At 69.4% G+C, this 23,714-nt stretch carries 21 protein-coding genes and 1 pseudogene; 6 read left to right on the plus strand and 16 right to left on the minus strand.

All coding sequences use genetic code 11. From position 1 onward, the window contains the following. Positions 1-143 precede the first annotated feature (143 nt). Entirely contained in the window at positions 144-308 is a 165-nt protein-coding gene (locus CRP56_RS48730) for a hypothetical protein (RefSeq protein WP_257041700.1), read from the plus strand. Here CRP56_RS48730 and CRP56_RS41465 read toward each other — a convergent pair. Further along, positions 305-1,060, minus strand: a complete 756-nt coding sequence (locus CRP56_RS41465) for a hypothetical protein (RefSeq protein WP_143664987.1) — start codon at positions 1,058-1,060, stop codon at positions 305-307. The two genes, CRP56_RS48730 and CRP56_RS41465, sit on opposite strands and share 4 nt — an antisense overlap. A gap of 178 nt (positions 1,061-1,238) precedes the next feature. Between CRP56_RS41465 and CRP56_RS41470 the strand changes: the two genes are divergently transcribed. Then, on the plus strand, positions 1,239-1,946 hold the full coding sequence (locus tag CRP56_RS41470; RefSeq protein WP_097273095.1) for a response regulator transcription factor: 708 nt from the start codon (positions 1,239-1,241) through the stop codon (positions 1,944-1,946). Positions 1,947-1,989: 43 nt separating this feature from the next. Then, positions 1,990-3,429, plus strand: a complete 1,440-nt coding sequence (locus CRP56_RS41475) for a HAMP domain-containing sensor histidine kinase (RefSeq protein WP_143664988.1) — start codon at positions 1,990-1,992, stop codon at positions 3,427-3,429. Between the two features lie 40 nt (positions 3,430-3,469). On the opposite strand, the pseudogene CRP56_RS48735 reads toward CRP56_RS41475, so the two are convergent. The 10 genes and pseudogenes from CRP56_RS48735 to CRP56_RS41530 all read right to left on the minus strand — a co-directional run. Then, positions 3,470-3,786 (minus strand): annotated as a pseudogene (locus CRP56_RS48735) (DedA family protein); the annotation flags it as partial. Positions 3,787-3,829: 43 nt separating this feature from the next. Continuing rightward, positions 3,830-4,627: an NUDIX domain-containing protein gene (locus tag CRP56_RS41485; protein ID WP_257041708.1), complete on the minus strand. Its 798-nt coding sequence runs from the start codon at positions 4,625-4,627 to the stop codon at positions 3,830-3,832. Positions 4,628-4,807: 180 nt separating this feature from the next. Beyond that, positions 4,808-6,001 carry a M15 family metallopeptidase gene (locus tag CRP56_RS47825; protein ID WP_179851248.1) on the minus strand — a complete coding sequence of 398 codons (1,194 nt, stop codon included), beginning with the start codon at positions 5,999-6,001 and terminating at the stop codon, positions 4,808-4,810. Between the two features lie 71 nt (positions 6,002-6,072). Then, positions 6,073-7,560, minus strand: coding sequence for an NUDIX domain-containing protein (locus CRP56_RS41500; RefSeq protein ID WP_097273101.1), 1,488 nt, complete (start codon positions 7,558-7,560; stop codon positions 6,073-6,075). 1,052 nt (positions 7,561-8,612) lie between these two features. Then, positions 8,613-8,966, minus strand: coding sequence for an antibiotic biosynthesis monooxygenase family protein (locus tag CRP56_RS41505; protein ID WP_097273103.1), 354 nt, complete (start codon positions 8,964-8,966; stop codon positions 8,613-8,615). Positions 8,967-9,133: 167 nt separating this feature from the next. Further along, positions 9,134-11,062, minus strand: a complete 1,929-nt coding sequence (locus CRP56_RS41510; protein ID WP_097273105.1) for an N-acetylmuramoyl-L-alanine amidase — start codon at positions 11,060-11,062, stop codon at positions 9,134-9,136. Positions 11,063-11,523: 461 nt separating this feature from the next. Continuing rightward, positions 11,524-12,072 (minus strand): hypothetical protein, encoded by a 549-nt coding sequence (locus tag CRP56_RS41515; RefSeq protein ID WP_097273108.1) that lies wholly within the window; start codon positions 12,070-12,072, stop codon positions 11,524-11,526. Positions 12,073-12,468: 396 nt separating this feature from the next. Next, positions 12,469-13,335: a sigma factor gene (locus tag CRP56_RS41520; protein ID WP_097273110.1), complete on the minus strand. Its 867-nt coding sequence runs from the start codon at positions 13,333-13,335 to the stop codon at positions 12,469-12,471. 221 nt (positions 13,336-13,556) lie between these two features. Further along, positions 13,557-14,789 (minus strand): NAD(P)/FAD-dependent oxidoreductase, encoded by a 1,233-nt coding sequence (locus CRP56_RS41525; protein ID WP_097273112.1) that lies wholly within the window; start codon positions 14,787-14,789, stop codon positions 13,557-13,559. 223 nt (positions 14,790-15,012) lie between these two features. Continuing rightward, positions 15,013-15,747 carry an alpha/beta fold hydrolase gene (locus CRP56_RS41530; RefSeq protein ID WP_097273114.1) on the minus strand — a complete coding sequence of 245 codons (735 nt, stop codon included), beginning with the start codon at positions 15,745-15,747 and terminating at the stop codon, positions 15,013-15,015. Between the two features lie 713 nt (positions 15,748-16,460). Between CRP56_RS41530 and CRP56_RS41535 the strand changes: the two genes are divergently transcribed. Together CRP56_RS41535 and CRP56_RS41540 are read left to right on the plus strand one after the other, a co-directional pair. After that, positions 16,461-17,033 carry a YceI family protein gene (locus CRP56_RS41535; protein ID WP_097273116.1) on the plus strand — a complete coding sequence of 191 codons (573 nt, stop codon included), beginning with the start codon at positions 16,461-16,463 and terminating at the stop codon, positions 17,031-17,033. 120 nt (positions 17,034-17,153) lie between these two features. After that, positions 17,154-18,215: a ferritin-like domain-containing protein gene (locus tag CRP56_RS41540; RefSeq protein WP_097273118.1), complete on the plus strand. Its 1,062-nt coding sequence runs from the start codon at positions 17,154-17,156 to the stop codon at positions 18,213-18,215. A gap of 113 nt (positions 18,216-18,328) precedes the next feature. On the opposite strand, the gene CRP56_RS41545 is transcribed toward CRP56_RS41540, so the two are convergent. From CRP56_RS41545 to CRP56_RS41555, 3 genes are all read right to left on the minus strand, one after another. Further along, positions 18,329-19,177 carry an alpha/beta fold hydrolase gene (locus CRP56_RS41545; protein WP_097273120.1) on the minus strand — a complete coding sequence of 283 codons (849 nt, stop codon included), beginning with the start codon at positions 19,175-19,177 and terminating at the stop codon, positions 18,329-18,331. A gap of 69 nt (positions 19,178-19,246) precedes the next feature. After that, entirely contained in the window at positions 19,247-20,887 is a 1,641-nt protein-coding gene (qcrB, locus tag CRP56_RS41550) for a cytochrome bc1 complex cytochrome b subunit (protein ID WP_097273122.1), read from the minus strand. Between the two features lie 176 nt (positions 20,888-21,063). Further along, positions 21,064-21,330, minus strand: a complete 267-nt coding sequence (locus CRP56_RS41555; RefSeq protein ID WP_097273124.1) for a WhiB family transcriptional regulator — start codon at positions 21,328-21,330, stop codon at positions 21,064-21,066. A 161-nt stretch (positions 21,331-21,491) separates the two neighbouring features. Between CRP56_RS41555 and CRP56_RS41560 the strand changes: the two genes are divergently transcribed. Further along, positions 21,492-22,418, plus strand: coding sequence for an alpha/beta fold hydrolase (locus CRP56_RS41560; RefSeq protein WP_097273126.1), 927 nt, complete (start codon positions 21,492-21,494; stop codon positions 22,416-22,418). Here the strand turns inward: CRP56_RS41560 and CRP56_RS41565 are convergent. Next, complete coding sequence (locus CRP56_RS41565; RefSeq protein ID WP_097273128.1) at positions 22,408-22,929, minus strand: MarR family winged helix-turn-helix transcriptional regulator; 522 nt, start codon at positions 22,927-22,929, stop codon at positions 22,408-22,410. The genes CRP56_RS41560 and CRP56_RS41565 overlap by 11 nt on opposite strands. Next, entirely contained in the window at positions 22,926-23,615 is a 690-nt protein-coding gene (locus CRP56_RS41570; RefSeq protein WP_179851249.1) for a sigma-70 family RNA polymerase sigma factor, read from the minus strand. Before CRP56_RS41570 ends, CRP56_RS41565 begins: the two co-directional genes overlap by 4 nt. Positions 23,616-23,714 lie beyond the last annotated feature (99 nt).

Below are 23,714 nucleotides of genomic sequence, written 5' to 3' on the forward strand. Positions count from 1 at the left end.
GTCAGTCGGCTCTGGACCGGTGCTCCTCGACGTGGGAGACCACGCTTGACTGAGTCATTAAGACTCCGCCGGGCGAACCCACCGGCCTCGCGCTGGGCACCGTCACCACCGGCCTGATCTTCCTCGGCCTGATCCTGGCCACCATGGTCTACCTGACGGTGACGCGCTCGGACGTGACCGAGACCTACGAGGCCGCCCACGCCACCGGCGACCTGCGAAAGGAGCGCGTCGGTCTGGCCGGCTTCGCACTGCTCGCCGTCGCCATCGCTGCCGGACGACCCGGTGAAGCTTCCCGGTCAGAGCACTAGCCCCTGACAGCGGTCAGCACGTTCTCCTCGAAGGGGCCGCCTTTCACCGTGACCTCCTTCACCGTGCCGATGCCCTTGACGTAGTACTTGTTGTCCACGACCCCCGGCTCCAGCGGCGTCCATTCCTTCGTGCGCAGGGCCCCGCTGAAGGTCTTGTACGGGACGGACACACGGGAGGACAGATCCAGGATCTGGAAGCGGTCCTCGGCCTGACCGGGGTAATACTCCTGCTGTCCGGCGGCGCCGGGTACGGGGTGGGCGGGCAGGAAGACGCCCGGGCGGGCGCCGTCACGGCCTGCGCGCCAGGTGCCCTCGGTGGAGAGCATGTTGCCGTGGGCATCGAGTTCGGCGGTGTCCTCGCCGAAGTACCAGACGTTCCCGGCGGCGTCCTGGGCGTAGTAGTCGCGGGTGGTCTCGCTAAGGGTGCCGTCGGTGTAGAGACGGTCCTCGACGACCCGGCAGGGGATGCCGGTGATCTTCTCGGTCTCGCGGGTGGCGGTGAGGTACTCCGTGGACTTGGCGCCGTCCTTGGTGCCGCTGTAGACCAGCGTCCGGCCCGGCGGCAGCGGGAACCACGGGTTGTCGACGGTCGCCGAGAAGCTGCGGGGAACGGGGCTGGTCGCCGCAGCCGCCGCGGACCGGTGGATGGGACCCCCGGGACTGCCCGAAGTCCCCGAACTCGACGAACAGGCCGCCAGTACGACCGTGGCCGTGCAGCCGGCGGCGGCGAGGACCAGTGCTCTGCGTGCCATGCCTTTGCCGATCATCGGAACTCCTTCGTCGACTGTGGCTTCGAGCCTGCTCGCGCGTGCCTAAGGGGACCCTGAAACGGTCCCTGCGAGTCCCTGAAGGGGCCCTCGGACGGACTCAGCGTCTCCTTAGAAACCCCCGGCTACGCTGGACACAAGCAGGTCCTCGCGAGGAGGCACTATGCGGATTCTCGTGGTCGAGGACGAAGCGCCCATGGCGGAGCTGGTGCGGCGCTGTCTGGCGGAGAACGGCTTTGCTGTCGACGTGGCCGCCACCGGCGAGGACGGCCTCTGGTACGCCGGTGAGACCGACTACGACGTGATCGTCCTGGATGTGATGCTGCCGGGCACCGACGGTTTCGGCGTGCTGCGTCAGATCCGTGCCGTCGGCCGGTGGGCGCCCGTCCTGCTGCTGACCGCGCGGGACGCCGTGGAGGATCGGGTGCGCGGACTGGACCTGGGCGCGGACGACTACCTCGTCAAGCCCTTCGCGTTGGCCGAACTTCTGTCCCGGTTGCGCGCGCTGATGCGCCGGGGCGCCCGCGAACGGCCCGCCGTGCTCACCGTCGGCGATCTCACCCTCGATCCGGCGACCCGCTCCGTGGCCCGGGACGGAACTCCTGTCATCCTGACGGCCAAGGAGTTCGCGCTGCTGGAGTGCCTGATGCGGCGGCCCGGACAGGTGCTGTCCAAGGCCGAACTCATCGAGCATGTATGGGACTTCACCTTCGACGCGGACTCGAACGTCGTCGAGGTGTACGTCGGCTACCTGCGCCAGAAGATCGACCGTCCCTTCGGACGACAGTCACTGCGCACCTCCCGGGGCGCCGGCTACTGGCTGAGAGACGACCGCAGGGAGCACGCGGATCATGCGCGGCCCGCTGGCTAGGCTCCCCGTCCGGCTCCGCCTCACGCTCGCTTTCGGTCTGGCGATGGCGGTGGTACTGACCGCGCTGGGTGCCTTCCTCTACATCCGGATGGGTACCGAGCTGACCCGCGCCGTCGACCTCGACCTGCGCGCACGGGCCGCGGCCACCGTCAGCTCGCTGACCCAGCGCGAACGGGCACCACTGGACGCGGGCCGCGGACTCATCGACCCCGACGAGTCGTTCGGCCAGATCCTCACGCCGGGCGGCGACGTCGTCGAGACGACCCCGGCCGTCGCGACCGCGCCCATGCTGCCGCCGACCACCGTACGCACCGTCACCAAGCCGGTCTTCCTCAGCCGCCACGTCGTGGGCATCGACGACCCCGCCCGGCTGCTCGCCCTGCCCGTTCGCCTGCCGGGAACAGTCGCCCAAACCGCGGTCCTCGTCGTCGGCGCACCGCTCGGCGACCGCGCGGAGGCGCTGGACCGACTGCTGCTCCTGCTGCTCATCGGCGGCCCGCTCGCCCTGGCGGCGTCCTCGTACGTGGGCTGGCTGCTCGCCGGCGCGGCCCTGCGACCGGTCGAGCGCATCCGCCGGGAGGCCGCCGCGATCTCGGAGGCCGAGCCCGGACGGCGTCTTACCGTCCCACCGACCGGGGACGAACTGGCCCGTCTCGCGCACACCCTCAACGCCATGCTCGCGCGCCTCCAGGAGGCGCTGGAACGCGAGCACCGCTTCGTCGACACCGCAGGACACGAACTGCGCACTCCGCTGACCCTGCTGCGGGCCGAGCTCGAACTGGCCATGGCGCGACCCCGCGACCGCTGCGAACTCGAAGCCGCCCTACGCTCCGCCGCCGCCGAAACCGACCGCCTCGTCGGGCTCGCCGAGGACCTCCTCGTCCTCGCCCGCACACGGCAGGGCCGGCTCCCGCTGCGCCGCGAACCGGTGTCCCTGCCACGGCTGCTCACCGACGCGGCCGAGGCGTTCCGCGCCCGCGCGACCGCCGCCGGCTCGACGATCACCGTGGAATGCGCGAGCAGCCGCGAAGCGACCGCCCACCTCGATCCGGTACGGCTGCGGCAAGTCCTGTACAACCTCCTCGACAACGCCCTGCGCCACTCCGGCCCCTCAGGACCGGGCCGCATCACCCTTGGCGCCGAACACGTGGACGGCGTCGTGCACGTGTGCGTACAGGACGAAGGCCAAGGCTTCCCCTCCGCCATGGTCGCCGGGCCGCCGCCGACCCCCCGCCCTGAAGCGGCTTCCGGCGGGCTCGGCCTCGCCATCGTCGGGATGATCGCCGCGGCCCACGGCGGGCGGGTGAGCCTCGCCAACCAACCCTCGGGCGGGGCCCTCGTCACCGTAAGCCTGCCCACCGCGGCTCCGCAGCGCGCCGTTGCCCAGCGCCCGAGGGCAGCGGTCGGCTCACGGATCGAACCAGCCGAGCCAGCCGACGAGCGTGGCGCACACCGCTGCGGCGAGGGGCGGCGGCGGTGGTGAGATCGCCGCCGATACCGAGGGGTGTGAACGAGCCGAGCGCGTATCGCTCCAGCAGTTCGTCGACGCGTTGCGCACCCTGGCGCAGACGCTGCGAGCGGCTACGGGCCAGCAGTGCTCCACCGGACTGTGCCCTGGCCAGGACGCCGACCGCAGGGGCGCACTCGGCTCCGCCGAGCCCGTGCACAGCAGACCGGCCGTGAAGAGCAGCGAGTCACCTGGCAGGAAGAAGCCGACCAACAGCCCTGACTCGGCGCACATCACCACTCCGCCCCCCAGCACGCCGAACGCCGCCAGCAGCGAAAGAGACGGAGGCGGTGGACATCTACGAGTGGTAGGGGACGAGTGGGGTGTGGGCACGGGTCAGTTGGCGCCGACCCAGGATCTGCCAGGCCACGGCGGGTCAGGTGTGCGTGATCAGGTAGGCGGGGCCCTCGCCGCGCCGGGCTCGTTCGACGGCGTCGAGGCGGGCGAAGGCGCGCGGCGCCATCAGCTCCTGCCAGGTCGCGAGGTCGTGGACGGCCCACATGTCGTGTTCCGCGGGATCGAGCCGGATCCGGCCGAGTTGCTCGGTGGTCAGGCGTCCTCCGTCGAAGACGAGCCCCAGCTTGTTGAGCGGCAGCCGGGGCCCGGCGTGTATGAAGTGCGTCAAGAGCAGAACCGGTGCGCTGAGGGCGAGTTCGAGTCCCGTCTCCTCGACCGTCTCCCGCCGGGCGGTCTGCAGCGGGTCCTCGCCTGGGGCGTCCAGGTTGCCGCCCGGGAACTGCCAGAGTCTCGAGCCGTAGACCGAGCGGAGCTGGACCGGCCGGTCATGCTCGTCGCGGATGTACAGGCAGCCGTACACCGTGTGGTGGGGGATTGTCCGCGCGTACTCCTCGGCCGTCATCGGCATGGGGCGGCCTGGCCGGGCGGGGCGGTGGTCGAATGCGAGGGCGAGAACGCCGAGGGCTTCCTTGGCCGGCGGGTAGATGCTGCGGAGGTTGGCGAGCAGCTCGCTGGGAGGCCCGTCCGGGTCGATGCGCTCGGTGTCCTCCGAGCGGAGCAGGTCCTCGAAGGTGGGGTACAGGGTGATCCGCTGCACGAGGACGTCGAGCTCCCGCCCGGTCTCCCGGTCGTGGAAGACGACCGTGTCGCCGACGCTGATATCGCGCTTGCGCGGGGTGGCCACCCTTACTTCGATCGTCTTTCTCCCTGCTTCCACTTGGCGGTAGTACCGCCCGAGCAGGTGTAAGTGGTGCTCGCGTGTTTCGTCTCCGGCCGACGGGCTCGGGACGGCAGGGAGCGCCTGTTGGGTGTCGTCGGGCATACATGCCTCCGTTCGATGCTTTCCGACCGTCGCGGTCGTGGGGTCGCGACCGGCCGTGGAGCGGTCGTGCTCTCGCTACGGCAGTTCGATCGGTCCGTAGCGCGCGTACGGCTCCTGCCGCATCAGCGCGTCGTAGCGGTCCGCCAGTGAGAAGTGCCAGAACTCGGTTCCGTAGTTGCTGAAACCCGCGCCCTCCATGGCGTTGAGCAGCAGCGTGCGATTGCGGCGCGCGGGATCGCTGAGGTTCGGAGCGTGCGTGAAGCAGGCGCCGCCGCTCTCCTCCGGCGAGGCATTGACACAGGTGCCGAGGTCGAGTTCGTGGCCGTCCTGGTCGACGAGGGTCACGTCCACGGCCGCGCCCGCGGAGTGAGGCGCGATCTCCGGCGGTGACACGTACCGGCTGGCGGCGTGATGCAGCTGCTCGGCTGTCCAGCCGGGGTGAGCGGCGGCCAGCTCGTTGCGGTACTCGGTGAAGTAGCGCTGCTGGAGGGAAAGCGGCCGGTAGCCCTCGATGAACAGCAGGTCGGTGCCGGCGGGCAGGAGCGATCGGGCGTGCAGCAGCCGGTACAGGACGCCCTCGCGGACGTGGGCGAACGCGCCCAGCGGATCCTGCCTGCGGGGATCGACACGGAGCCCGTGGTCACGGACGTCGACGAGCGGCTCCTGGCACTCGCGCACCGGGATCGCAGCGACGCGGGGATCGGACATCAACACCAGAGGGTTCATCGAGTCTCTCTGTGACGGCTTGCACTGCGGTGGCGGGGCGGGGGAGGCAGAAGCGAGATCGGTTTCGCGCACAATGCGCGCGATGGTGTCCTGCAGCGTGCTGTGTACGGGGATCACGGTCTCCAGACCGCCGGGCAGGAGATCCAGCTCGCGGTACCAGGAGGTGAGGTGGCTGTCGGTGACCTGCGCCAGGTACGCGGCGTCCGCCTTCGACGCGTGCCGGATCAACGTCGCCTCGAGCGGCACGTCCAGGTAGTAGCAGCGGGAGACGCCGCGGTGGTCACGGACAAGAGACGTGATCATGTGGCTGTAGCGGTCGGCGTACAGGATCCCTTCGAGCACCACGTGAAAGCCGGCGTTCAGTGCTTCGCGTGTGATGCTGCCCAGCAGGGCGATGTTGGCGCCGCGTGCGGTGTCGTGTTCCCTGAGCACGTTTCGGCGGATCACGTCCTGGCTCACGATCGCGATACCGCGGCCGTGGTGATCTCGAAGCCCCTGGGCCACGCTTGACTTGCCTGACGCCGAGTTGCCGCGGATCACCACGAGGCGGGTGTCCTCACGTCCGGCCGCAGTCGTAGCCGACACGCGACGGTGTGCGCGGTTCGTCGGGCCGGTCACGCGGGCCAGCCCGTCTCGCTGTACAGCTCCCCGTTCTGGATCTTTCCGATGGCCAACCGGGTGTAGGAGACGAGGTCGTCGGGGAGCGCGGCAGGGTCCCAGAACTTCCACTCGGTGCACTTGTCCGGCTCGCGCAGCTCCGGCTCGCCGCTCCAGGCGCGGGCGCGGAAGAACAGGCCCATGCGGGGCCGGTCTCCGGCCTTGTCGATGTGGTGGACGACGTGGACGAGTTCGACGTCCTGGCGCTCGATGCGTAGGCCCGCTTCCTCCCGTGCCTCCCGGATCAGGCAGGCGATGGCGTTCTCCTGCTCGCAATGTCCGGCCAGGGTGTGCCAGGTGGAGGGCGCGAACGTGGAGTTGGGGTGGCGCAGCCCGAGCAGCACCGTCCCGTCGGGGCGCTCCAGGTAGAGGTGGACGCCGATGACATTCAGGACGGTGCCGTTCGGCGAAGCCGGGCGTGGCTCCTCGGGCGAGGGGAGCCCGCTCTGCGGCGCGGTGCTGGTCGGGCGGCCGGCTGCGTGGCGCCGTACGAGGTCGCTCGTGGTGTCGGCGATACGGAGGCGGTGGAGGTCGTCTGGGGCGAACCAGGCCAGCATCACCCCTTCCGTCAGGCGGAGTTGACGGGGATCGCCGTTCCAGCGGCCCGTGTAGATGGCGATGGGTACGACCGTGCCGGTGTCGTCGGAGGCGTACTCGGTGCCGAATGGGGTCAGATCGGCGATATCGAGGCCGGCTTCCTCGGCCAGTTCGCGCCGCACCGTGTGTTCCAGGGTGACGTCCTGGGACTCTCGGCCGCCGCCCAGCAGGGACCACATGCCCGGCTCCCAGATCTCGCCGGGAAAGTAATCGCGCAGGTGGAGCAGGTACTCGCCCCGGTCGTTGTAGATCAGTGCGGAGGCGTTGGTCGTCTCCGGTTCGACCTGGAGCGAGAGCTTGAGGAGCTTCTCGCGGAGGGAAGGGGAGGCCGCCCTGTCCACGGGCCGCCACTCGATGCCGGCGACCTCCTCTTCCTGCAGGGACACCTTCACCTCGTTCGCGGTGTGCAGGCGGAAGAGGAATCGTAGGTCGAAGTGACGGTGGCCTGGTTCGCCTTTGCCCGGGGCGGCGTCGATGTCGTGGATGTCGATGTCGAGCGGCACCGTCTCGTAGCCGGGCCACGGCGTGACGGCCTGGGGCGGGATCCCGGTCTCCTCGTTCAGCTCTCGCAGCGCCGCTGCTGCCAGGGACTGGTCGGTGGGCTCCAGGTGTCCGCCAGGGGTGAGGATCTTCCCGCTCGCCAGGTGCAGCACGTGCAGGATGCGGCCGAGTGGGTCGATGACGATCGCGCTGCAGGTGACGTGTCCGGTGAACGTGGAGCGGCTTGCGATCTCGTCGCCGGTCCGGTTGAGGGCATCCAGTAGTGCGCCGAGCTGCTCGTGCTCGTCAGGGTGGCGAGCGAGGTAGGCATCGACGGTGGTGCGGATGTGATCGTGCGACAACGGCATGGGCTACCTCAGAGGGCGTGGAGCGGGAGGATTCGAGGTGGGAGCGTGCGGGTCGGATCAGCCGCGTCCGCTCTGCCGGGAACTCCTCGACGGCGACGGTACGAGCGATGGGCAGCCCCCACCGCGTGCGTGCCGTCTACACAGGGAGCGCACTACGGTCGCGCCCGTGTGCTCGGGGATCAGGAGCCTCGGTGCCGAGGGGGGCCACCAGTTCGTCGACGTCGTAGCCCCCGCAGTCCTCCAGAGCCGAACTGGCCAGCACCTCATGGTCCTTGTCGCCGACGTGGACCAGCGCGCAGTCGAACGTGCCGCCGCTGAAGTCGCAGGGCCGCCGCGACGGGCTCGGGCAGCATCTCCACGGTGGTGAAGCCGGCGACCTCCCCGGCCCTGATCGTGTCGTCGTTTCCGTGGTCCCCTGCACGGTCAGCACGGCGTGCCGGACCGGTCCGCCGTGCACGGCCTCGGCTTCTCTGTGCAACGTGGCCAGCATGGCGGTGACCAACTCGCCGGGCGAGTACTCGCGCCCGTCGATGACACTCGTCTGCCGGTGGCTCAGGAGCCGTTTGATCTCGGAGCCGTCCGGTCGCGGGTTCCTGCAGTAATTCGAGTTGTCCGTCCAGCAAGAGGGCCGCGGCGGTGGAGGTGGTTCCGAGATCCACGATCAGGACAGGTTCATCCACTTCGTCCATCCCCCGTGCAGCGGCGTGACGGCCCGCCGGTTGCGCCTTCCAGTATGGAGGGATTGATGACGTCATGTACAGGTATCTTGCTCATGGGGCAGATGCCGTAAGGGTGGGGCGAGTTGGAGGGCGACGAGGGTGCCTGGCGTGACCGGCTGGCCGTGCGGGAGCGATGAGTTCGAGGCCCGCGGTCGCGGAGCACAGGGCGGCGGCGAGGGCTCCACCTATCTGTAGCGCAGGGGGGTGTGGTAGGAGGTGTTGCGCGGCCCCGTCCGCGAGAAGCCGCCTCCACTGTCCTGGGCCGACGCCCAGCGCGGAGGCACGCGGCGGATGACGAATCCCCTCGAGGCCAGAGTGCCGAGGGAAGTGTTGTCAGGAGGGGAGAAGTTCGACGACGACGCGGTAGCTCGCCGGTTCTGAGGTGATGTGCAGGTCAGGGTCGTCGAACAGGCGCTGTAGCGAGGCATGCCACTCGGGATTGTCGGTGGCCTTGTCGAGTGCGGTCCCCGACGTCCACTCCGCGATGTGGACGAAGCGTGTCTCCGGGCCTTCGGTGAGGGGCCGGTGCAGGCGGGAGCGGAGGAAGCCGGGCTGGGCTGCCATGATCCGGGCGTTCTCCTGGTACACGACGGTGAAGTGGTCGGCTTCGTCCGTCGGTACGGTGTAAGCCTTGATGACGGTGACCGGCTCGTCGGTGCTGGTCTTCGATGCGAGGGAATGGCTCATGCCCCTACTGACCGACGACGCCTCGCGTGTGTGACCGGTCTGCGGGTGGCGATGCGAGCGGCCTGGGTTGATGAGCGGGTGACAGGCAGGGTGAGGGCCCCCGTGGGGGACGACAGCACTTCGCGTGAGGGCCCCCTTGAGATCGGTCAACGACCCGGACGACAGCGTCAGTTGCCGGCGTTCTCCCAGTGGTGGACGGCCGTGGTCGCGGTGACGTCGTTCGCGTAGACCAGGGCGACACGGTGGTTGTACTGGATGGTGTACATCTTCTTGCCTCCGATGACCACCGCACCGTTGGAGGGGAAGTAGTCGTCGGTGGCGATCGCTTCCCGGGTGGCGACGTACGCCTGCCCGGTCGGGATGGCGTACATGCTCAGCGGTGCCTGCGTGGAGGCGCCCAGGCCGGCCGGGTACTCGGCCTTGTCGGGGTAGCTGGAGCCGTAGAGGGCCACGGGAGTGGTGCCCGCGGGCTTGATGATCTTCACTCCGTAGCTGGTACGCGTGTTGACGCCGCCGGGGTTGTGGAACCACACCTTCGCCCCGCTGAACCAGATCGCGGTCCAGTCGTCCCGGACGTCCGCGACGACGAACTGCTGCCCGGCCTGAGCCGTGCTGCCCCAGTCGTTCACCCGGTCGGTGCCGGGCGCGGTGCCGTGGATCGCCTGGTCGCCGAAGAGCGGGGCTGTCTCGCTCGGGGCGGTGTGCAGGTAGACGAAGTTGGTCGGGTGCTGCTGCTCGGTGCAGGTGGTCGTCTGGCCGGTCGGGTCGTCGGAGGGACAGATCTGGAGGGTCTGTATGTTGTCCGCGAACGACGGGCTGATCGACACGACGGAGCCGGGCTCCGGCACCTCGGACGCGCCACTGCCGGGGGCGCCGAGCAGGCTCATGAAGTGGTTCCAGTCCCAGGCGTAACCCGGGTCCCAGTGCATACCGGAGACCAGAGTGGAGTTGGGCCCGGCAACGTTGTCATGACCGATGATGTGCTGCCGGTCCAGCGGGATGCCGAAACGTGCGGCCAGGTATTTCACCAGGTCCGCCGTCGCCTGGTATTGCGCCTCCGAATACCAGGCGGCGCCGTGCGCGGCGTACCCCTCGTGCTCGATGCCGATCGAGTGCAGGTTGGTCGAGTAGTTCCCCGCATGGAAGGCGATGTCCTTGGTGAGCACCATCTGGGTGACCGCCCCGGTCGAGGACATCACGTAGTGGGTCGCGGCGCGGTTCGTGGGGTTGGCCAGACCCGCCACGCCCGCGTCGTAGGTCGACTCCAGGTCGTGGATGACGATCGTATCGATGCGGATGCCGTTGGTCGGCCGGTCGGCGACTTGACGGCCGACGGGCGATCCGGTGACGAAGGTGCAGTCGACGGTCGTGGGGCATTCGGTGGTGTCCGCCGTCGACGAGGCCTTCAGGTGCAGGGAGTTGATCTGATCCCGGGCGGGATCGGCGGAAGGCTCGGCGGTCAGGCGTATGTGCTGGCCGTCCTGGGTCGTCGCCGAGGCGCCGCTGCGGATCGTGCGGAAGACCCGGTCGGCGAAGGAGGCAGCCGCCTTCTTCTGCTTGGCCTGGCTGTACCGGGCAACGGCCCCGTACCACTGGGAGGGGTCCGAAGGGGTCGCCCCGACCAACTCCTGCTCGTACGAGGCGAGCAGGGCGGCACCTCCGCGGATGTTCGCGGTGTCGTCCTCGCGCAGGGACTTGACGGACAGTCCGGTCAGCTCGGCCGCCTGGCGCAGGGTGTGCAGGGCGGGGTCCGCGGCGAGGGAGTCGAGGTCGGCGCGGCCTGCCGCGCCCGCGGCACCGCCCGCCAGCATGCTGGGGGTGACGTCCGTGAGGTTCATCGGTCCGTAACCGCCGTCGGTGCTCGGCAGGGCGCCGTGGCCCTCCCACGCCGACTCCTGGTGGGAGAGGGCCAGCAGCACGCCTGACGGGATGTCGAACTCCTCGGCAGCGGCCAGAAGCGCCCGTTGGCGAGAGTTCGCGGTCACGCTCGGGCCGTCGGCGAGTGCGTGGCCGGGCAGGGTGAGCAGGGAGCCCGCGACCAGCGCGCTCACGGCGATGCCGATGGGCACGCCAAGGGCCTTCTTCTTTCTGTGCAAGGTGATGCTCCTCAGAGGAAGAAACATGGGCATCAAGGTGCGTCGGCGGCATGGCCGCTCGATGGGGGAAGGCCGAAGGCCTGGGCGACACTTTGATGCGCGGATGACTATAGGGCCATGTTTGTTGCAATGGCCACGGACAGAGTAACTGCTTCCGTCACACCGTGTGTAGTGGTGGAGCTGTACGGAAAGGGCATAACAGCCCTTTCAGGTAGGCGAGTTGCCGAAGAGGGACGCCGCTGAGGGCAGGACCCTGGAACCATCGACAGTGTGGAGTGCTATACACTCTTCACAGCGACTCCGACACCGTGTGACTTGCTCAGTGGCCGGTGTGGGAGCGCTCGCCCAGCCGTGGACCGTGCGTCTGCGGGGGTGTGCCTCGGGCGCCTGTGCGATCCCCCGCGAGCAGGCGTCCGAGGCAGCCGGGTGACTTTGTGTGCGCGGAGCCGAGAGAGCTGCGGTCAGGAGGCCTGGGCGCGGTAGAGGCCGCGGCCGGCCCGGCGTACGCGGGAGGTGCCGACCAGACGGTCGAGGGTGCTGCGCACCGCGTTGATGCTCCCGGAGTCGGTGTCCCGGCCGAGCGCCGCGGCTACGTCGCGCGCGCGGACCTCCGCGTCACCGACGCCGGCGAAGTACTCCAGGATCTGTTCGGTGAGCGCGCCGTAGCTGCGCGGTTCGTCGGCCTCCACACGCGCGGAGGGCGCCGGCTTCTCCTTCCGCGCGGGCTCCGCCTGTCGCGGCGCGGACTGCTTGCGCGCCGTGCGTGCGGGCGCGACGACCGGAGTGTCGGCTTTCGCCTGTTCGGGCTGCTCGGCCGCTCGGCCGCCGGACGGCTCAGCCATGAGAACCGTCAGGGCGCTCAGGGCGCGCTGGACGGAGTCGAGGTGGGCGGCCACAGCGGCCAGTTCCCTCTCCAGCGCCCGTTTTTGAATCTCCAGGCGGGCGAGGTCCTCCTGGAGGCTCTCCGCAGTGACCTCAATCTCATGCGCTGCGCGAGTTGCCGACACCATGTCTTCCTCTCATCCTCAACCCTCCGTGCCGCGCCTCGCTGAAGTCAGCTGCGGTGCCGCTCGGCTCGGACCCGGGGATGTATGTGGGTGCATCGTATGTCACAGCGTACGAGTTCCGAACCCGGAAGATGCAAGGTGATGGTGCGAGGCCCCTGTCGGATGAGATGCGTGCCACTGTCCTTTCACTCTTTCGTGAGCGGTACCTCCGGACGACCGGATTCCCGCCCGGACTGTTCGCGAAGGCGGCGCAGTCGCTCCTCTGATCGTGAATGCGTGTGCCGATGTCGTCGATCGCTTCTTGAAGGATGCGGAGCCGGGCCTCGAGAAGCGCCGCTTCGGCGGCCAGGGATACACCGACGGCACGCGGATCGAGGTCCTGACCCATGCGCGTTGTCCTCATTTCTTCTGTGTGGACGCCCGGTTCCAGTGGCGGAGCTTGTCAGGGTTGAGGACCGCCCAGATCTGGACGACGTGGTCGCCCGCAACGTCCAGGCTGATGACCGCGGCCACCTCGTCGCCGTAGCGCACCACGATCCCGGTGCGGCCGTTGACGGACTGGCAGTGCAGTGTGGTGCGGGGGCGCCCGGCCAGGAGGGTCAGCAGGCTGCGGGTCACGCGCCGGGCGCCGTGGACGGGCCGGGTCAGGGTTCTCACCTTGCCGCCTCCGTCGAAGAACACCGTGGCGTCCGGTGCCAGGAGGGGCGTCAGGCGGGCGGGGTCCTCCGCGACGCAGGCTTGACGGACCGCTCGCACCACACGGTCGTGCTGCTGGGGTGTCGTGGGGTGCGCCCACCTGTTCCGGAGGCTGTGCCGGGCCCGGGCGGCGAGCTCGCCGCACTCCTGTTCCGTCTGTCCGACGATGGCGGCGACCGTCCCCGGAGCCATCCCGAACACGTCGTTGAGGACGAATGCGGCCCGCTCGGCCGGTGACAGCGTGTCCAGTGCATCGAGAAGGGCCTGGCTCACCTCTTCGTCCAGGTCCTGAGGGGCCGCCGCGCCGATCGGGGCCGGGTGCGATCGGCCGGTCGGCGCCAAGCGCGCCAGACAGATGCCGCCGACGGTCGTCACCAGCCAGGACCGCGGTTCGGCGATGCCGATCCTGTGGTCGCCGGACAGGCCGTACCAGCGCCGGTAGGTCTCCGCCACGACGTCGTCGGCGTCCTGGCTCCGGCCCAGCATCCAGTAGGCCACGTTGAGCAGCCGACGTCGCTCGTCGAGCAGCTCCGCGATCGGCATCGTCTCCTCGTCCTGTTCCCGGTCCATCCGGCATCACCCCTTCGCACAGCACCCGACAAGGTGGTGCCACCCTTGATTCCGACCGTTGTCCCTGCGGCTCCCGGGAGTGGGGCAGTCCGCTCACGTCTGGTGGGTCGTCCCGATGCACTGCTGACCGGGCAGGGACAGATCGCGTGACACGGGTTCCCGGTCGGACGCAGCGGTGTCAGCCCCTGCGACGGCGGGCCGCCGTGATCTTGCGGCGTTCGTCAGGGCAGAAGGCCTTCGAGGGGCGTCTCGGGATCGGACAGAGCCGTGTCCGCCACGGAGGCAGCGGACTCGATGAGGGCGCGGATGGAGTCGATGACGTTCCACTCGTTCACACTCATGCCCGCCAGGACCCGGTCCCCGGACAGCCAGAAGGCGATGAACCGCCGCTCGGCCGGGTCTCCGCGGAAGACGACGCGGTCGTACCCCCCGGGCTCGGTGTAACCCGTGTACTCCATCCCGAGGTCGTACTGGTCGGTGTAGAAGTACGGCAGCCGGTTGTACGCGGCGTCCTTGCCGAGCATGGCCAGTGCTGCCGTACGCGGCTGGTGCAGGGCGTTGGCCCAGTGCTCCACCCGTAGATACCGGCCGAGCCGGGGGTGGTAGACGTTGGCGACGTCTCCCGCGGCGTGCACGTCCTGGGCCGAGGTGCGCAGACCCTCGTCGGTGACGATGCCGTTGCGCACCTTGAGTCCCGCCGCCTCGGCGAGTTGGACGTTGGGGGTGATACCGATGCCCACCACCACGGCGTCGGCGGGCAGTCGGGTTCCGTCGGCGAGCTGGACGCCGTCGGCGCGGGTGCCGTCACCGGTGATGCGCTCGACGGCGGCGTGGGGCCGCAGGACGACCCCGTGGTCCCGGTGCAGGTCGGCGAAGACCTCGGCCGCCTCCCGGCCGAGTACCTTCAGCAACGGCAGCTCGGAGTGCTCAAGGACGGTCACCAGTGCCCCAGCCGTCCGGGCCGCCGCGGCGGTCTCCAGGCCGATCCAGCCGCCGCCGACGACCACGATCCGGGCCCCGGGAGTGAATGCGGCCTTGAGCCGCTCGCTGTCTCCCACGCGACGCAGGTACAGCACGTTGTCCAGGTCCGCCCCGGGCACCGTCAGCCGGCGAGGGGACGATCCGGTCGCCAGGAGCAGCTTGGTGTACGACATCCGGCGTCCGCCGGCGAGTTCGACCTGGCGGGCGTGTGTGTCGATGGCCGTCACCCGCGTTCCCGTCAGCAGGTCGACGTCGTGCTCGCGGTACCAGTTCACGGGATGCACGAAAATGGACTCGCGGTCTTCCTTGCCGAGCAAGTACCCCTTGGACAGTGGCGGTCGGATGTAGGGGCGCTCCGCCTCGTCCCCGATGAGGACGAGCGGGCCGTCGTAGCCCTGTTGCCGGAGTTCCTCGGCGGCCTTGCCCGCGGCGAGGCCGCCCCCGACGATCACGAACCCGTTTTCTCGCGACATGAAATTCCCGTCTCCGCTCGTGCGCACCGGACACTGTTGTGTCTTTGTGCGGTGAGACCGTGGGAACCCGCAGGGTGTGACACCGGCCGGTCTCACAGAGGTTGCGTGCGGGCCTGCGAGGGCAGCGCGGAGCAGTGCGACGAGGGCGCGGACGACGTCCGTGTTTCACGACCGTGGCCGTGGTGGTCCGCCGTCCGCGTGCCTCGCCGCCGACCGACGCGGGTCAGCGTCCGGTGCCCTGCGCCCAGTGCGCCTCAAGAGCCGTGGCCACCTCCGCGGGCCGCTCCAGCACCGTCCAGTGGTTGCAGTCGAGATGGAGCACGCGGGTGGCGCGCAGGGCGGCGCCGAGTTCGTCGCCGAACTCGATCTGGCAGGCCGGATCCCGCTCGCCCCAGAACACCAGCGCGGGTGCGGTGACGTTCGACAGGGCCGGTTCCCACTCCGCCCCCATGGTCACGGCGGACCGGTACAGCCGCAGGATGCTGTCCTTCATCGTGCCGTCGACGTGCCGGACCATTTCCTCCACCGGTGCTTGGGGCGCGTCGAAGCCGTTCACCAGGTCCTTCGCGAAGGCCTCAGGGTCCAGTTCGGCCATGAACCGCTCGCCGGCAACCGGGTCCTGCCAGGTCTCGGCCAGCGGGTGCCAGACGTAGCGGGAACTGATGGGTCCGTTGCCGCCGGCCCAGGTACGCACCAGGTCGGGGCGGACGGAGGCGACGCGGGCGGTCAGGATGCAGCCCCAGTCGTGACCGACCAGGTCCACGGGCTCGCCGACGCGCTCGAGGCGCTCGACGAGCCAGTCCACGTACTCCTCCTTGCTGGAGCCGAAGCCGGTGGGGCGGGGGGTGCCGAATCCGGGCAGGTCCCAGGCCTCGACGTCGGAGCGGGTCAGGTGTCGGCGTACGCCGTCCCACACGCGGTGGGTGTCGGGAACGCCGTGGATGAGGATGGCGGGCATGGTCGGTACATCCCTCGTGGTTGGGGCCGCGGCCGGGATCCGGGGAGGCTGTGCGGCCGCGGCGGGCCGGGACGACGAGCATCATGTGCTGCGCCGGAAGCACCTAACATAGTGGCACACAGTGTCACCTGTGTTCGCCGTCAGTTCGGGGAAGGGGAGCGAGCAGGGGGAGATCCCGCGCCAGGGGCACGTGCTGGCGGTCCAGGGCCCGTATGCCGTCACAGATGAGGCGCCGGACCTGTCAGACGGGGCATGTACTCGCTTCGTCCCGTTCGCCCGCGCATCCGCCAAGCGGCCGTGTGACCGTGCTGGGCCTGCAACGGGTCACCGTCCACCCCTGGGCCGTCCCTGAGACCGGTCTGCACGCTGCGCGAGCACACCGATACCTTCTGGATGCGGCCGGCTTCCCGGGACGACATCGTCGCAGAGCCGGCCGAGCACGGCTTCACCCCGGTGCCCGACGCGGGTGATCCCGCGGTGCTGACCGTACGGCGCGCGTGACGGCGACCCGTTGACGCGTCGACACGCTGTGACTTGCGAATCGCTGTCCCGGCGGCGGGCTCAGTGTCACAGGCACGGGTGCTCACCTGTCTGTCCTTGTGCGGGCCTCGCCCGGCCTTCCTCGGCCGCGGTCCGTTCCATTCACCTGGCAGGCACACGGCGACGGCTCGCAACGACAGATCGTCGTGACCAGCGACCGCAAGGACCCACTTATGCCGACCGTCGTCCCGTACACAGCGCTGACCGGTGTCTACACCATCGACCCGGCGCGCAGCACCATCGGTTTCTCCGTCCGGCACGCCATGATCGCGAACGTGCACGGGCGGTTCAGCGCGTTCGAGGGGCTGGTCAAGCTGGACGGGTTCCAACCCAGCCGCTCCGAGGCCTACTTGAGCATCCAGACCGACAGTGTCGACACCAGCAGCCCTGACCGGGACGCCCATCTCGCGGGTCCGGACTTCCTCGACGCCGCCACCTATCCGCTGATGGTCTTCCGCTCCGCGGGCCTCGCCGATCGCGGAGACGGCCAGTTCCGTCTGACGGGACACCTCAGGATCAAGGACGTCGAACTCCCTCTCCACATCCACCTCGCCTTCGATGGGGCCACGCAGGACGAGAGCGGAGGCCACCGTGTCGGCTTCTCCGGCACCGCCCTGGTGCGCCGCTCCGACTGGGGGCTCGGCTGGAACACGCCTGCCGAAACCGGCGGTGTCCTCATCAGCGACAAGGTCAGGCTCAGCTTCGACATCTCCGCCGTCCGCCTCTCCCGCGCGGATGCCGCATGACCGGCCCCGCGCCACAACACCGACCGCCCCGCGCGGTCCACGCCGGCAGCGATGCCGGCGACCACAGGTCGGTCCGCAGCCGCGGCCGAATCGTACGCACACACCCCAGGTGAGACCCCCATGAATCATCAAGACCCCACCAGCCAGGCCCGGTTCCGCTCGATCACGACGATGGAGGATCTGCGCGAGCACCTGCAGTGGGCCATCGAGCTGGAGCACGCCACGCTGCCGCCCTACCTCACAGCCCTCTACTCGCTCGACCCCGAACGGAACGCCCACGCCGTCGAAGTGGTCAGCAGCGTGTTCGTCGAGGAGATGATCCACCTCGCCCTGGTGGCGAACCTCCTGAACGCGGTCGGCGGGCAACCTCGCGTCGACACCCCGCGGATACTGTCACCGCATCCGCGGCCCATGCCGCACGCAGACCCCTCCATGCAGCTGTCCCTGCTGCCGTTCGGTCCGGAGGCGCTCACCATGTTCCTCCGCCTCGAACAACCGGCCCACCCGGGCGACCCGGCCGAGGGTGACGCCTACATGACGATCGGTCAGTTCTACGACGCCATCGAGAAGGGCCTGCGACACCTGTGCGCCGAGCTGGGCGAGGAAAAGGTCTTCACCGGTGATCCCGCCCGCCAGGTGGCCGCAGGACCCTTCGGACACACCGGCGGGCAGCTGCACCCGGTCACCGATCTCGCCTCGGCGCTCTCCGCCTTGGAGGAGATCGTGGAGCAGGGCGAGGGCGCGGCACGCGTCGACGTGTGGGACGGGGACATGGACATGTTCCACCCGCAGACCAAGGCGGTCTCGCACTACTACCGCTTCCAGGAGCTCGCGCAGGGCCGGCGCTACCAGCCAGGGGACACACCGGAGACGGGGCCCACGGGGGAGACGCTCGCTGTCGACCCCGCCGGGGTACGCCCGATGCGGCCCAACCCGCGGCTGGAGGACCATCCGGAGGGCAGTGCGATCCGTACGGCGCAGGAGGCGTTCAACATCGCGTACGGCAAACTGTTGCAGCTTCTGGAGCAGGCGTTCAACGGCAATCCGGCGATGCTCGGGGTGTCGGTCGGCACGATGTACGCGCTCAAGGGGCAGGCCCAGAGCCTGATGTCGATGCCCGACGGCGAGGGCCTGACCGCGGGCCCGACCTTCGACTACGTCGCTCCGGAAGACCGCGGCTGACCCCCCCCGCACACATGCCGGCCCCCTGGACCGACGGTCCAGGGGGCCTCGACATTGATGCGGGTCGGGGGGCGGAGCGTGCGTGGGCCCCCCCGACCCGCATCAACGACAGGTCAGCGCACGGTCCGAGCTGCTTCCTCGATCACCCCGGCGACGTCGGCGGGGTGGGAGACACTCACGGCGTGCGACGCCCGTACGCGCGTGATGTGGGCGTGGGCGCGCTGCGCCATGAAGACCTGGGTCCGCGCCGGGATGTTGCGGTCCTGGGTGGCGACCACGGCCCAGGACGGGATGTCCTTCCAGCCGGGCTCGGAGGCATCGTCCGCCAGCGCGGCACTGGTGATGGGGCGCTGGGTGACAGCCATGAGGTCCGTGGTGTTGCGGGGGACGTCAGCGGCGAACTGCTGGCGGAACTTGCTCGGGTCGATCGTCAGGTCCGCGTCGCGGGAGCCGTCCGGCAGGGTGACCGGCACTGAGCGAAGAGCGTCGCCGAGGGTGCTGCCGGGGAACTTGCCCGACAACTCGACCGCGCTCTCTCCCTCTTCGGGGAGGAAGGCGGCGACGAACACCAGGGCCTTGACGTTGGCGGCGCCGTGGGCGGCGTCGCTGATCACCGATCCGCCGTAGGAGTGTCCGGCCAGGACCACCGGGCCGTCGATGCCGGCCAGGACCTCCTTGAGGTAGGCGGCGTCGCTGTCCAGCCCGCGCAGCGGGTTGGCCGCGGCGACGACGGGGTAACCCTCGTGCCGCAGCCTCCTGATGACGCCGTTCCAGCTGGTGGAATCGGCGAACGCGCCGTGCACGAGCACGACCGTGGGCTTCTTCTCGCCGTCCGGTGCGGACGTGGTCCTGTCCGCGTGGGCGGGGGCGACCGCCGTGGCGATGAGGGCGGTGGCGACGGAGGCGGTGGCCAGGAGGGAGAGGGGGGTGCGGACCCGCCGGTAGGTGGAACTGCGGTTCATGGGAGGCCCTTTCGGGAAACGGTGTGTTGTCACCTTCAAGGACCGTATGTGTGCCGCAGGTGTGACACTTTATATCTCCAAGTCCTTTTTGCTGGTGAAGTGATGTTCGCCTGTGATTTCCCGGTACTCCTGGACGGTGGGCTTGAGGATCTGTGTTCCCTCGCCGTAGAAGCCGCGGCTGAGCCGCGCGCGCAGCCGGCGCACCCTGCTGTTCGCGCGGCCGTCTGTATCGGGTTGTCCGGGGTCGAGCGGCTCGTACTGCTCGTGCGCCGTGAGGGCATGGCGTTCGTAAGGGGCGAGGGGCTGGTGCACCTCGATGTACTCGCCGTGCGGCAGGCGCTTGATGACGCCGGTCTCGCGGCCGTGCAGGACCTTGTCGCGATCGCGGCGTTGCAGACCCAGGGCGATGCGCTTGGTGACGAGGAAGAGGGCGACCGGTACGGCGAACAAGGCGATGCGGACCGTCCAAGTGACCGTGTTGACCGACATGTGGAAGGTCAAGGCGATGATGTCGTTCGCGGCGCCGAGCAGAGCCACCAGGTAGACGCCGAGCCATGCCACGCCCAACGCCGTGCGCACCGGCCGGTTGCGCGGCCGTTCCAGCAGGTGGTGTTCGCGGTCGTCGGCGGTGACCCAGGCCTCGAGGAACGGGTAGGCGCCCATGACGAGGAAGAAGCCGAGGCCGGCGAGGAGAGGGACCAGATTGTCCAGGGCCAGGGTGTGGCCCCAGAAGTTCACCTCCCACCCGGGCATGACACGCAGCAGCCCGTCGGCGACGCCCATGTACCAGTCGGGCTGGGATCCCGCGGAGACCTGATCGGCGCGATAAGGGCCGAACTCCCAGACGGGGTTGATCTGGGCGATCGCGGCGATGGTGAAGATGACCCCGGCGACCAGGCAGAAATAGCCACCCGCCTTGACCACGTACACCTGCATCGGCAGGCCGACCACGTTTCGCTCCGTGCGGCCGGGTCCCGGGTACTGGGTGTGCCGGTGGCGGTGTCCGAGGAAGGCGTGAAAGGCGACGAGCGCCAGCATCAGCGCCGGAATGACCAGGACGTGGATCGCGTGGAAGCGGGGCACCAGATCGTGCCCGGGGAACTCGCCGCCGAACAGGAACATCGACAGGTAGGTGCCGACGATCGGTACCGACAGAAGTGTCCCGTTCACCACGGCGAGCCCGGTACCCGACAGGAGGTCGCCGGGGAGGTCGTAGCCGGTCAGACCACCGAACATGCCGAGGACGAGCAGGGCGAAACCGGCCACCCAGTTCAGCTCGCGCGGCTTGCGGAAGGCGCCGGTGAAGAACACGCGCATCAGGTGGGCCAGCAGGGCGGCGACGAAGATCAGTGCCGCCCAGTGATGGGCCTGGCGGATGAGCAGGCCGCCACGTACGTCGAAGGAGATGTGCATCGTCGAGTCGAACGCCTCGGACACCAGCTGGCCGCGCAGCGGAGCGTAACTGCCGTCGTAGACGACCTCGTTCGACGACGGGTGGAAGTAGAACGTCAGATACACACCGGTGATGAGCAGGACGACGAAGCTGTAGAGACAGATCTCGCCCAGCAGGAAGGACCAGTGCTCCGGACGGGCCCTGCGTGTGACGGTCGTGGCGGCGGGCCCGATGCCCATCCGTGTTCTCGCCCAGTGGGCGAGTTTGTCACCGCTGCGGCTGCCCGCCGTAGTGACCGGTTCGATTGCGTCGCTCATGTCATTACCACCATCAACACATCACCGGGAGCGCCTTGCGGCCGGGTCTGCGCAACGAAACGGTGCATGGCGGCGAGCTGCCGCATCGGGTTTCGTTGCCCTCGTCAGAAGGGACCGACAAAGTGGTGAAGATGTGACATGACACCGTAAGGAATGATCATGACGGAGTGTCTAGGTCAGGACGCCTTCGCACTGATCCCCTCGATGTCCTTACGCGCCGAGCGCCTTCGCGTCGCGCGGCGCTCGCTCTCCGTCGTGCCGCCCCAGATGCCCTCGACCTGTCCGACGTCCAACGCCCACTGCAGACACCGCTCCCGCACGGGGCACCGGGCGCACACGGCCTTCGCCTCGGCGATCTGGACCAGCGTCAGACCCGCGGTGCCGATGGGGAAGAACAGGTCGGGGTCGACATCCCGGCAAGCCGCTCTCTCGCGCCAACTCATGGCAGCGCCTCCTTACTCGTCGCGGATGCCTCTCCTGCATCTGACCGCCCGAAGGGACGTCCTGTGACATTCCATGGCGGAGAGAAACAGTGTGAAATACACTGTGACAACAGACACAATGTCTTGAGCGGGGCCCCAGGCCGCCGCACCATCTGGGAGTTGTGAACGCCACACAGGGCCCGAGGCCCCTTCCCAGCCCAGCCATCGATCCCCGATACCCACTCTCCCCGGGCACCCACACCCTCGTCGTCCGGCACGGTACGGCCGCCGTCGAGCAGCGCTACCACGTCGCCGGAACCGGCCCGGTGTGCGTCGCCCACTCGGGAGGGCCGGGCATCGGCTGGGAGTACCTGCGCATGCCCGAGCTGGAGCGCAGCATGACCGTCGTCTACCTCGAGCCGGTCGGCACGGGAGAGTCGGGCCGGCTGGCCGACCCACGCGACTACACCCTCGCCACCTACACCCACTTCCTGCACGCGGTGATCGAGCACCTGGGCGTCGCCGAGGTGGCCCTGCTGGGCCACTCCCACGGCGGATTCGTCGCGCAGCGCTACGCCCTCGCCCACCCTGAGCGCCTGGCGTCCCTCGTCCTGTACGACACCTCACCGATGACGGGAGAGGAGTTCTGGGCGGCCGCCGTGGCCAACATGGAGGGCTTTGTCCAGCGGCACGCCGACGAGCGGCCGGAAGTGACCACCTACGTCGCGGATCTCACCACGCGACTCGACCGGTCCGACGACGAGGGCGCGACGAAGGTGCTGCGCACCATCTCGCCCGCCTACTTCCACGACTACTGGGGCCGCGAGGAGGAGTTCGCCGCGGGGCGGGCATCCCTGCGGATGTTCGCGGCACCGGCGTGGGGGGCGGAGCCCCCGTTCGACGTCCGCGGCGAGCTGTCCCGGCTCGCCGTCCCGACGCTGGTCCTGGTCGGCGAGGACGACTTCATCTGCGGGCCGCGCTGGGCGCACATGATGCACCGGCTTCTTCCCGACTCCCGGCTGGTGATTCTGGAGGAGACGGGCCATCTGGGGCACATCGAGCGTCCCGAGATGTTCACGGCGGCCGTGCGTGACTTCCTCAGCGGATGACCGTGCGGGCTTCGCTGTCGCCGGTGAGGAAATGCCACAGGAGGGGATCCGTGTCCTGGGAACCGAGATCGCCGACCGCGTCCCGGACGACCTGTTCGTAGCGGGACGCGGCGCGGCGCAGCGCGGCGTGTCCGGCCGGGGACAGCAGCATCTGCACGCCGCGCCGGTCGTGGTCGACGGCGCTCGAGATGATCAGGCCCTGTCGGAGCAGGCGGGCCATCAGCCTGCTCGTGGCGGACTGACTCAGGCCGAGCCCGTTGGCCACATCCCCGAGTCGCACGGGTTCGGCGCCGGCGTCCGCGGCGCAGCCGCTGCCCATGTGGCGCAGGGCCTGTACTTCGCTCAGGCCGAACCCGGTCTCCTCGCGCAGCCGCCGCTCCACCGTTCCCTGGACGCGGCGGTGGAGGCGGTCGAGGGCGTCCCATCGGTCGGTCGCGCAGGAGTGCGTGCGGTCGTCGGCGGGGCGGGTGCGTCCGTCGCGCACCACGTCCCTGTGCGATGTGCCGGTCATGCGGTGGCCCGGTAGGAAGGCGCCCGGTCACGTGCGGCCGTCCCCTCGCCGGAGTACGGCGCGTCCTGGCTGGTCAGCACGTGCTCCAGGTGGCCGAGGTCTCCGGTGCGTGCGGCGGTGAAGATGGCCTGAACGAGCCGTCGATGGGTGGCCGCGTCCACGTGCTGCCGGTGCCGACGGTTGTTCAGCCTGTCCTGGGCGCGAGAGACCTGCTGCCGTGCGTTCCCGACGGACAGGTGGAGCAGGTCACCGATCTGGTCGTAGGAATAGCCGAACGCCTCGCGCAGCACGTACGCCGCGCGCTGGTTGGGGGTCAGGGTCTGCAGAAGCAGCAGAACGGCATGCTCGACCGAGTCCTGGCGTTCGGCCAGGGCTTCCGGTGACATCCCGGTGTCCGTGGACTCCGGCAGCCAGGGGGTGGCGCTGGACTCGCGGCGTCTGCGCGCCGACTGCAGCACGTTGATGGCGAGCCGGACGGTCGTGGTGCGGAGCAGCGCACCGGGGTCGGTGACGACGGTGCGATCCGTGCCCTGCCAGCGCAGCCACGCCTCCTGGATGACGTCCTCGGCTTCGCCGGGATCTCGAAGAATCCGGTTGGCGATCTTGAGCAGTCCTGGCCGGATGCGGCCGAACACGAAGGCCGCGTCGTTGAGTTCGACGGGCGCGGCGGTGATGGCCACCGTCACCGACTGCGGCCTCGGCCGGGGACTCGGCCGGGGACTCGGCCGGGTTGCGATCACAGATGTATCCACGATCGGCTCCTCTGCTGGCTGGGGATCGGCGGC

The organism is Streptomyces sp. TLI_55 (assembly GCF_900206255.1).
In the GTDB taxonomy this organism is placed as follows: domain Bacteria; phylum Actinomycetota; class Actinomycetes; order Streptomycetales; family Streptomycetaceae; genus Streptomyces; species Streptomyces aquilus.

Coding starts and splice junctions, on each gene's coding strand:
- CRP56_RS48730 (WP_257041700.1), top strand. CDS start 144: ATGGTCTACCTGACGGTGACGCGCTCGGACGTGACCGAGACCTACGAG.
- CRP56_RS41465 (WP_143664987.1), bottom strand. CDS start 1,060: ATGGCACGCAGAGCACTGGTCCTCGCCGCCGCCGGCTGCACGGCCACG.
- CRP56_RS41470 (WP_097273095.1), top strand. CDS start 1,239: ATGCGGATTCTCGTGGTCGAGGACGAAGCGCCCATGGCGGAGCTGGTG.
- CRP56_RS41475 (WP_143664988.1), top strand. CDS start 1,990: ATGGCGGTGGTACTGACCGCGCTGGGTGCCTTCCTCTACATCCGGATG.
- CRP56_RS41500 (WP_097273101.1), bottom strand. CDS start 7,560: ATGCCGTTGTCGCACGATCACATCCGCACCACCGTCGATGCCTACCTC.
- CRP56_RS41505 (WP_097273103.1), bottom strand. CDS start 8,966: ATGAGCCATTCCCTCGCATCGAAGACCAGCACCGACGAGCCGGTCACC.
- CRP56_RS41515 (WP_097273108.1), bottom strand. CDS start 12,072: ATGGTGTCGGCAACTCGCGCAGCGCATGAGATTGAGGTCACTGCGGAG.
- CRP56_RS41520 (WP_097273110.1), bottom strand. CDS start 13,335: ATGGACCGGGAACAGGACGAGGAGACGATGCCGATCGCGGAGCTGCTC.
- CRP56_RS41525 (WP_097273112.1), bottom strand. CDS start 14,789: ATGTCGCGAGAAAACGGGTTCGTGATCGTCGGGGGCGGCCTCGCCGCG.
- CRP56_RS41530 (WP_097273114.1), bottom strand. CDS start 15,747: ATGCCCGCCATCCTCATCCACGGCGTTCCCGACACCCACCGCGTGTGG.
- CRP56_RS41535 (WP_097273116.1), top strand. CDS start 16,461: ATGCCGACCGTCGTCCCGTACACAGCGCTGACCGGTGTCTACACCATC.
- CRP56_RS41540 (WP_097273118.1), top strand. CDS start 17,154: ATGAATCATCAAGACCCCACCAGCCAGGCCCGGTTCCGCTCGATCACG.
- CRP56_RS41545 (WP_097273120.1), bottom strand. CDS start 19,177: ATGAACCGCAGTTCCACCTACCGGCGGGTCCGCACCCCCCTCTCCCTC.
- qcrB (WP_097273122.1), bottom strand. CDS start 20,887: ATGAGCGACGCAATCGAACCGGTCACTACGGCGGGCAGCCGCAGCGGT.
- CRP56_RS41555 (WP_097273124.1), bottom strand. CDS start 21,330: ATGAGTTGGCGCGAGAGAGCGGCTTGCCGGGATGTCGACCCCGACCTG.
- CRP56_RS41565 (WP_097273128.1), bottom strand. CDS start 22,929: ATGACCGGCACATCGCACAGGGACGTGGTGCGCGACGGACGCACCCGC.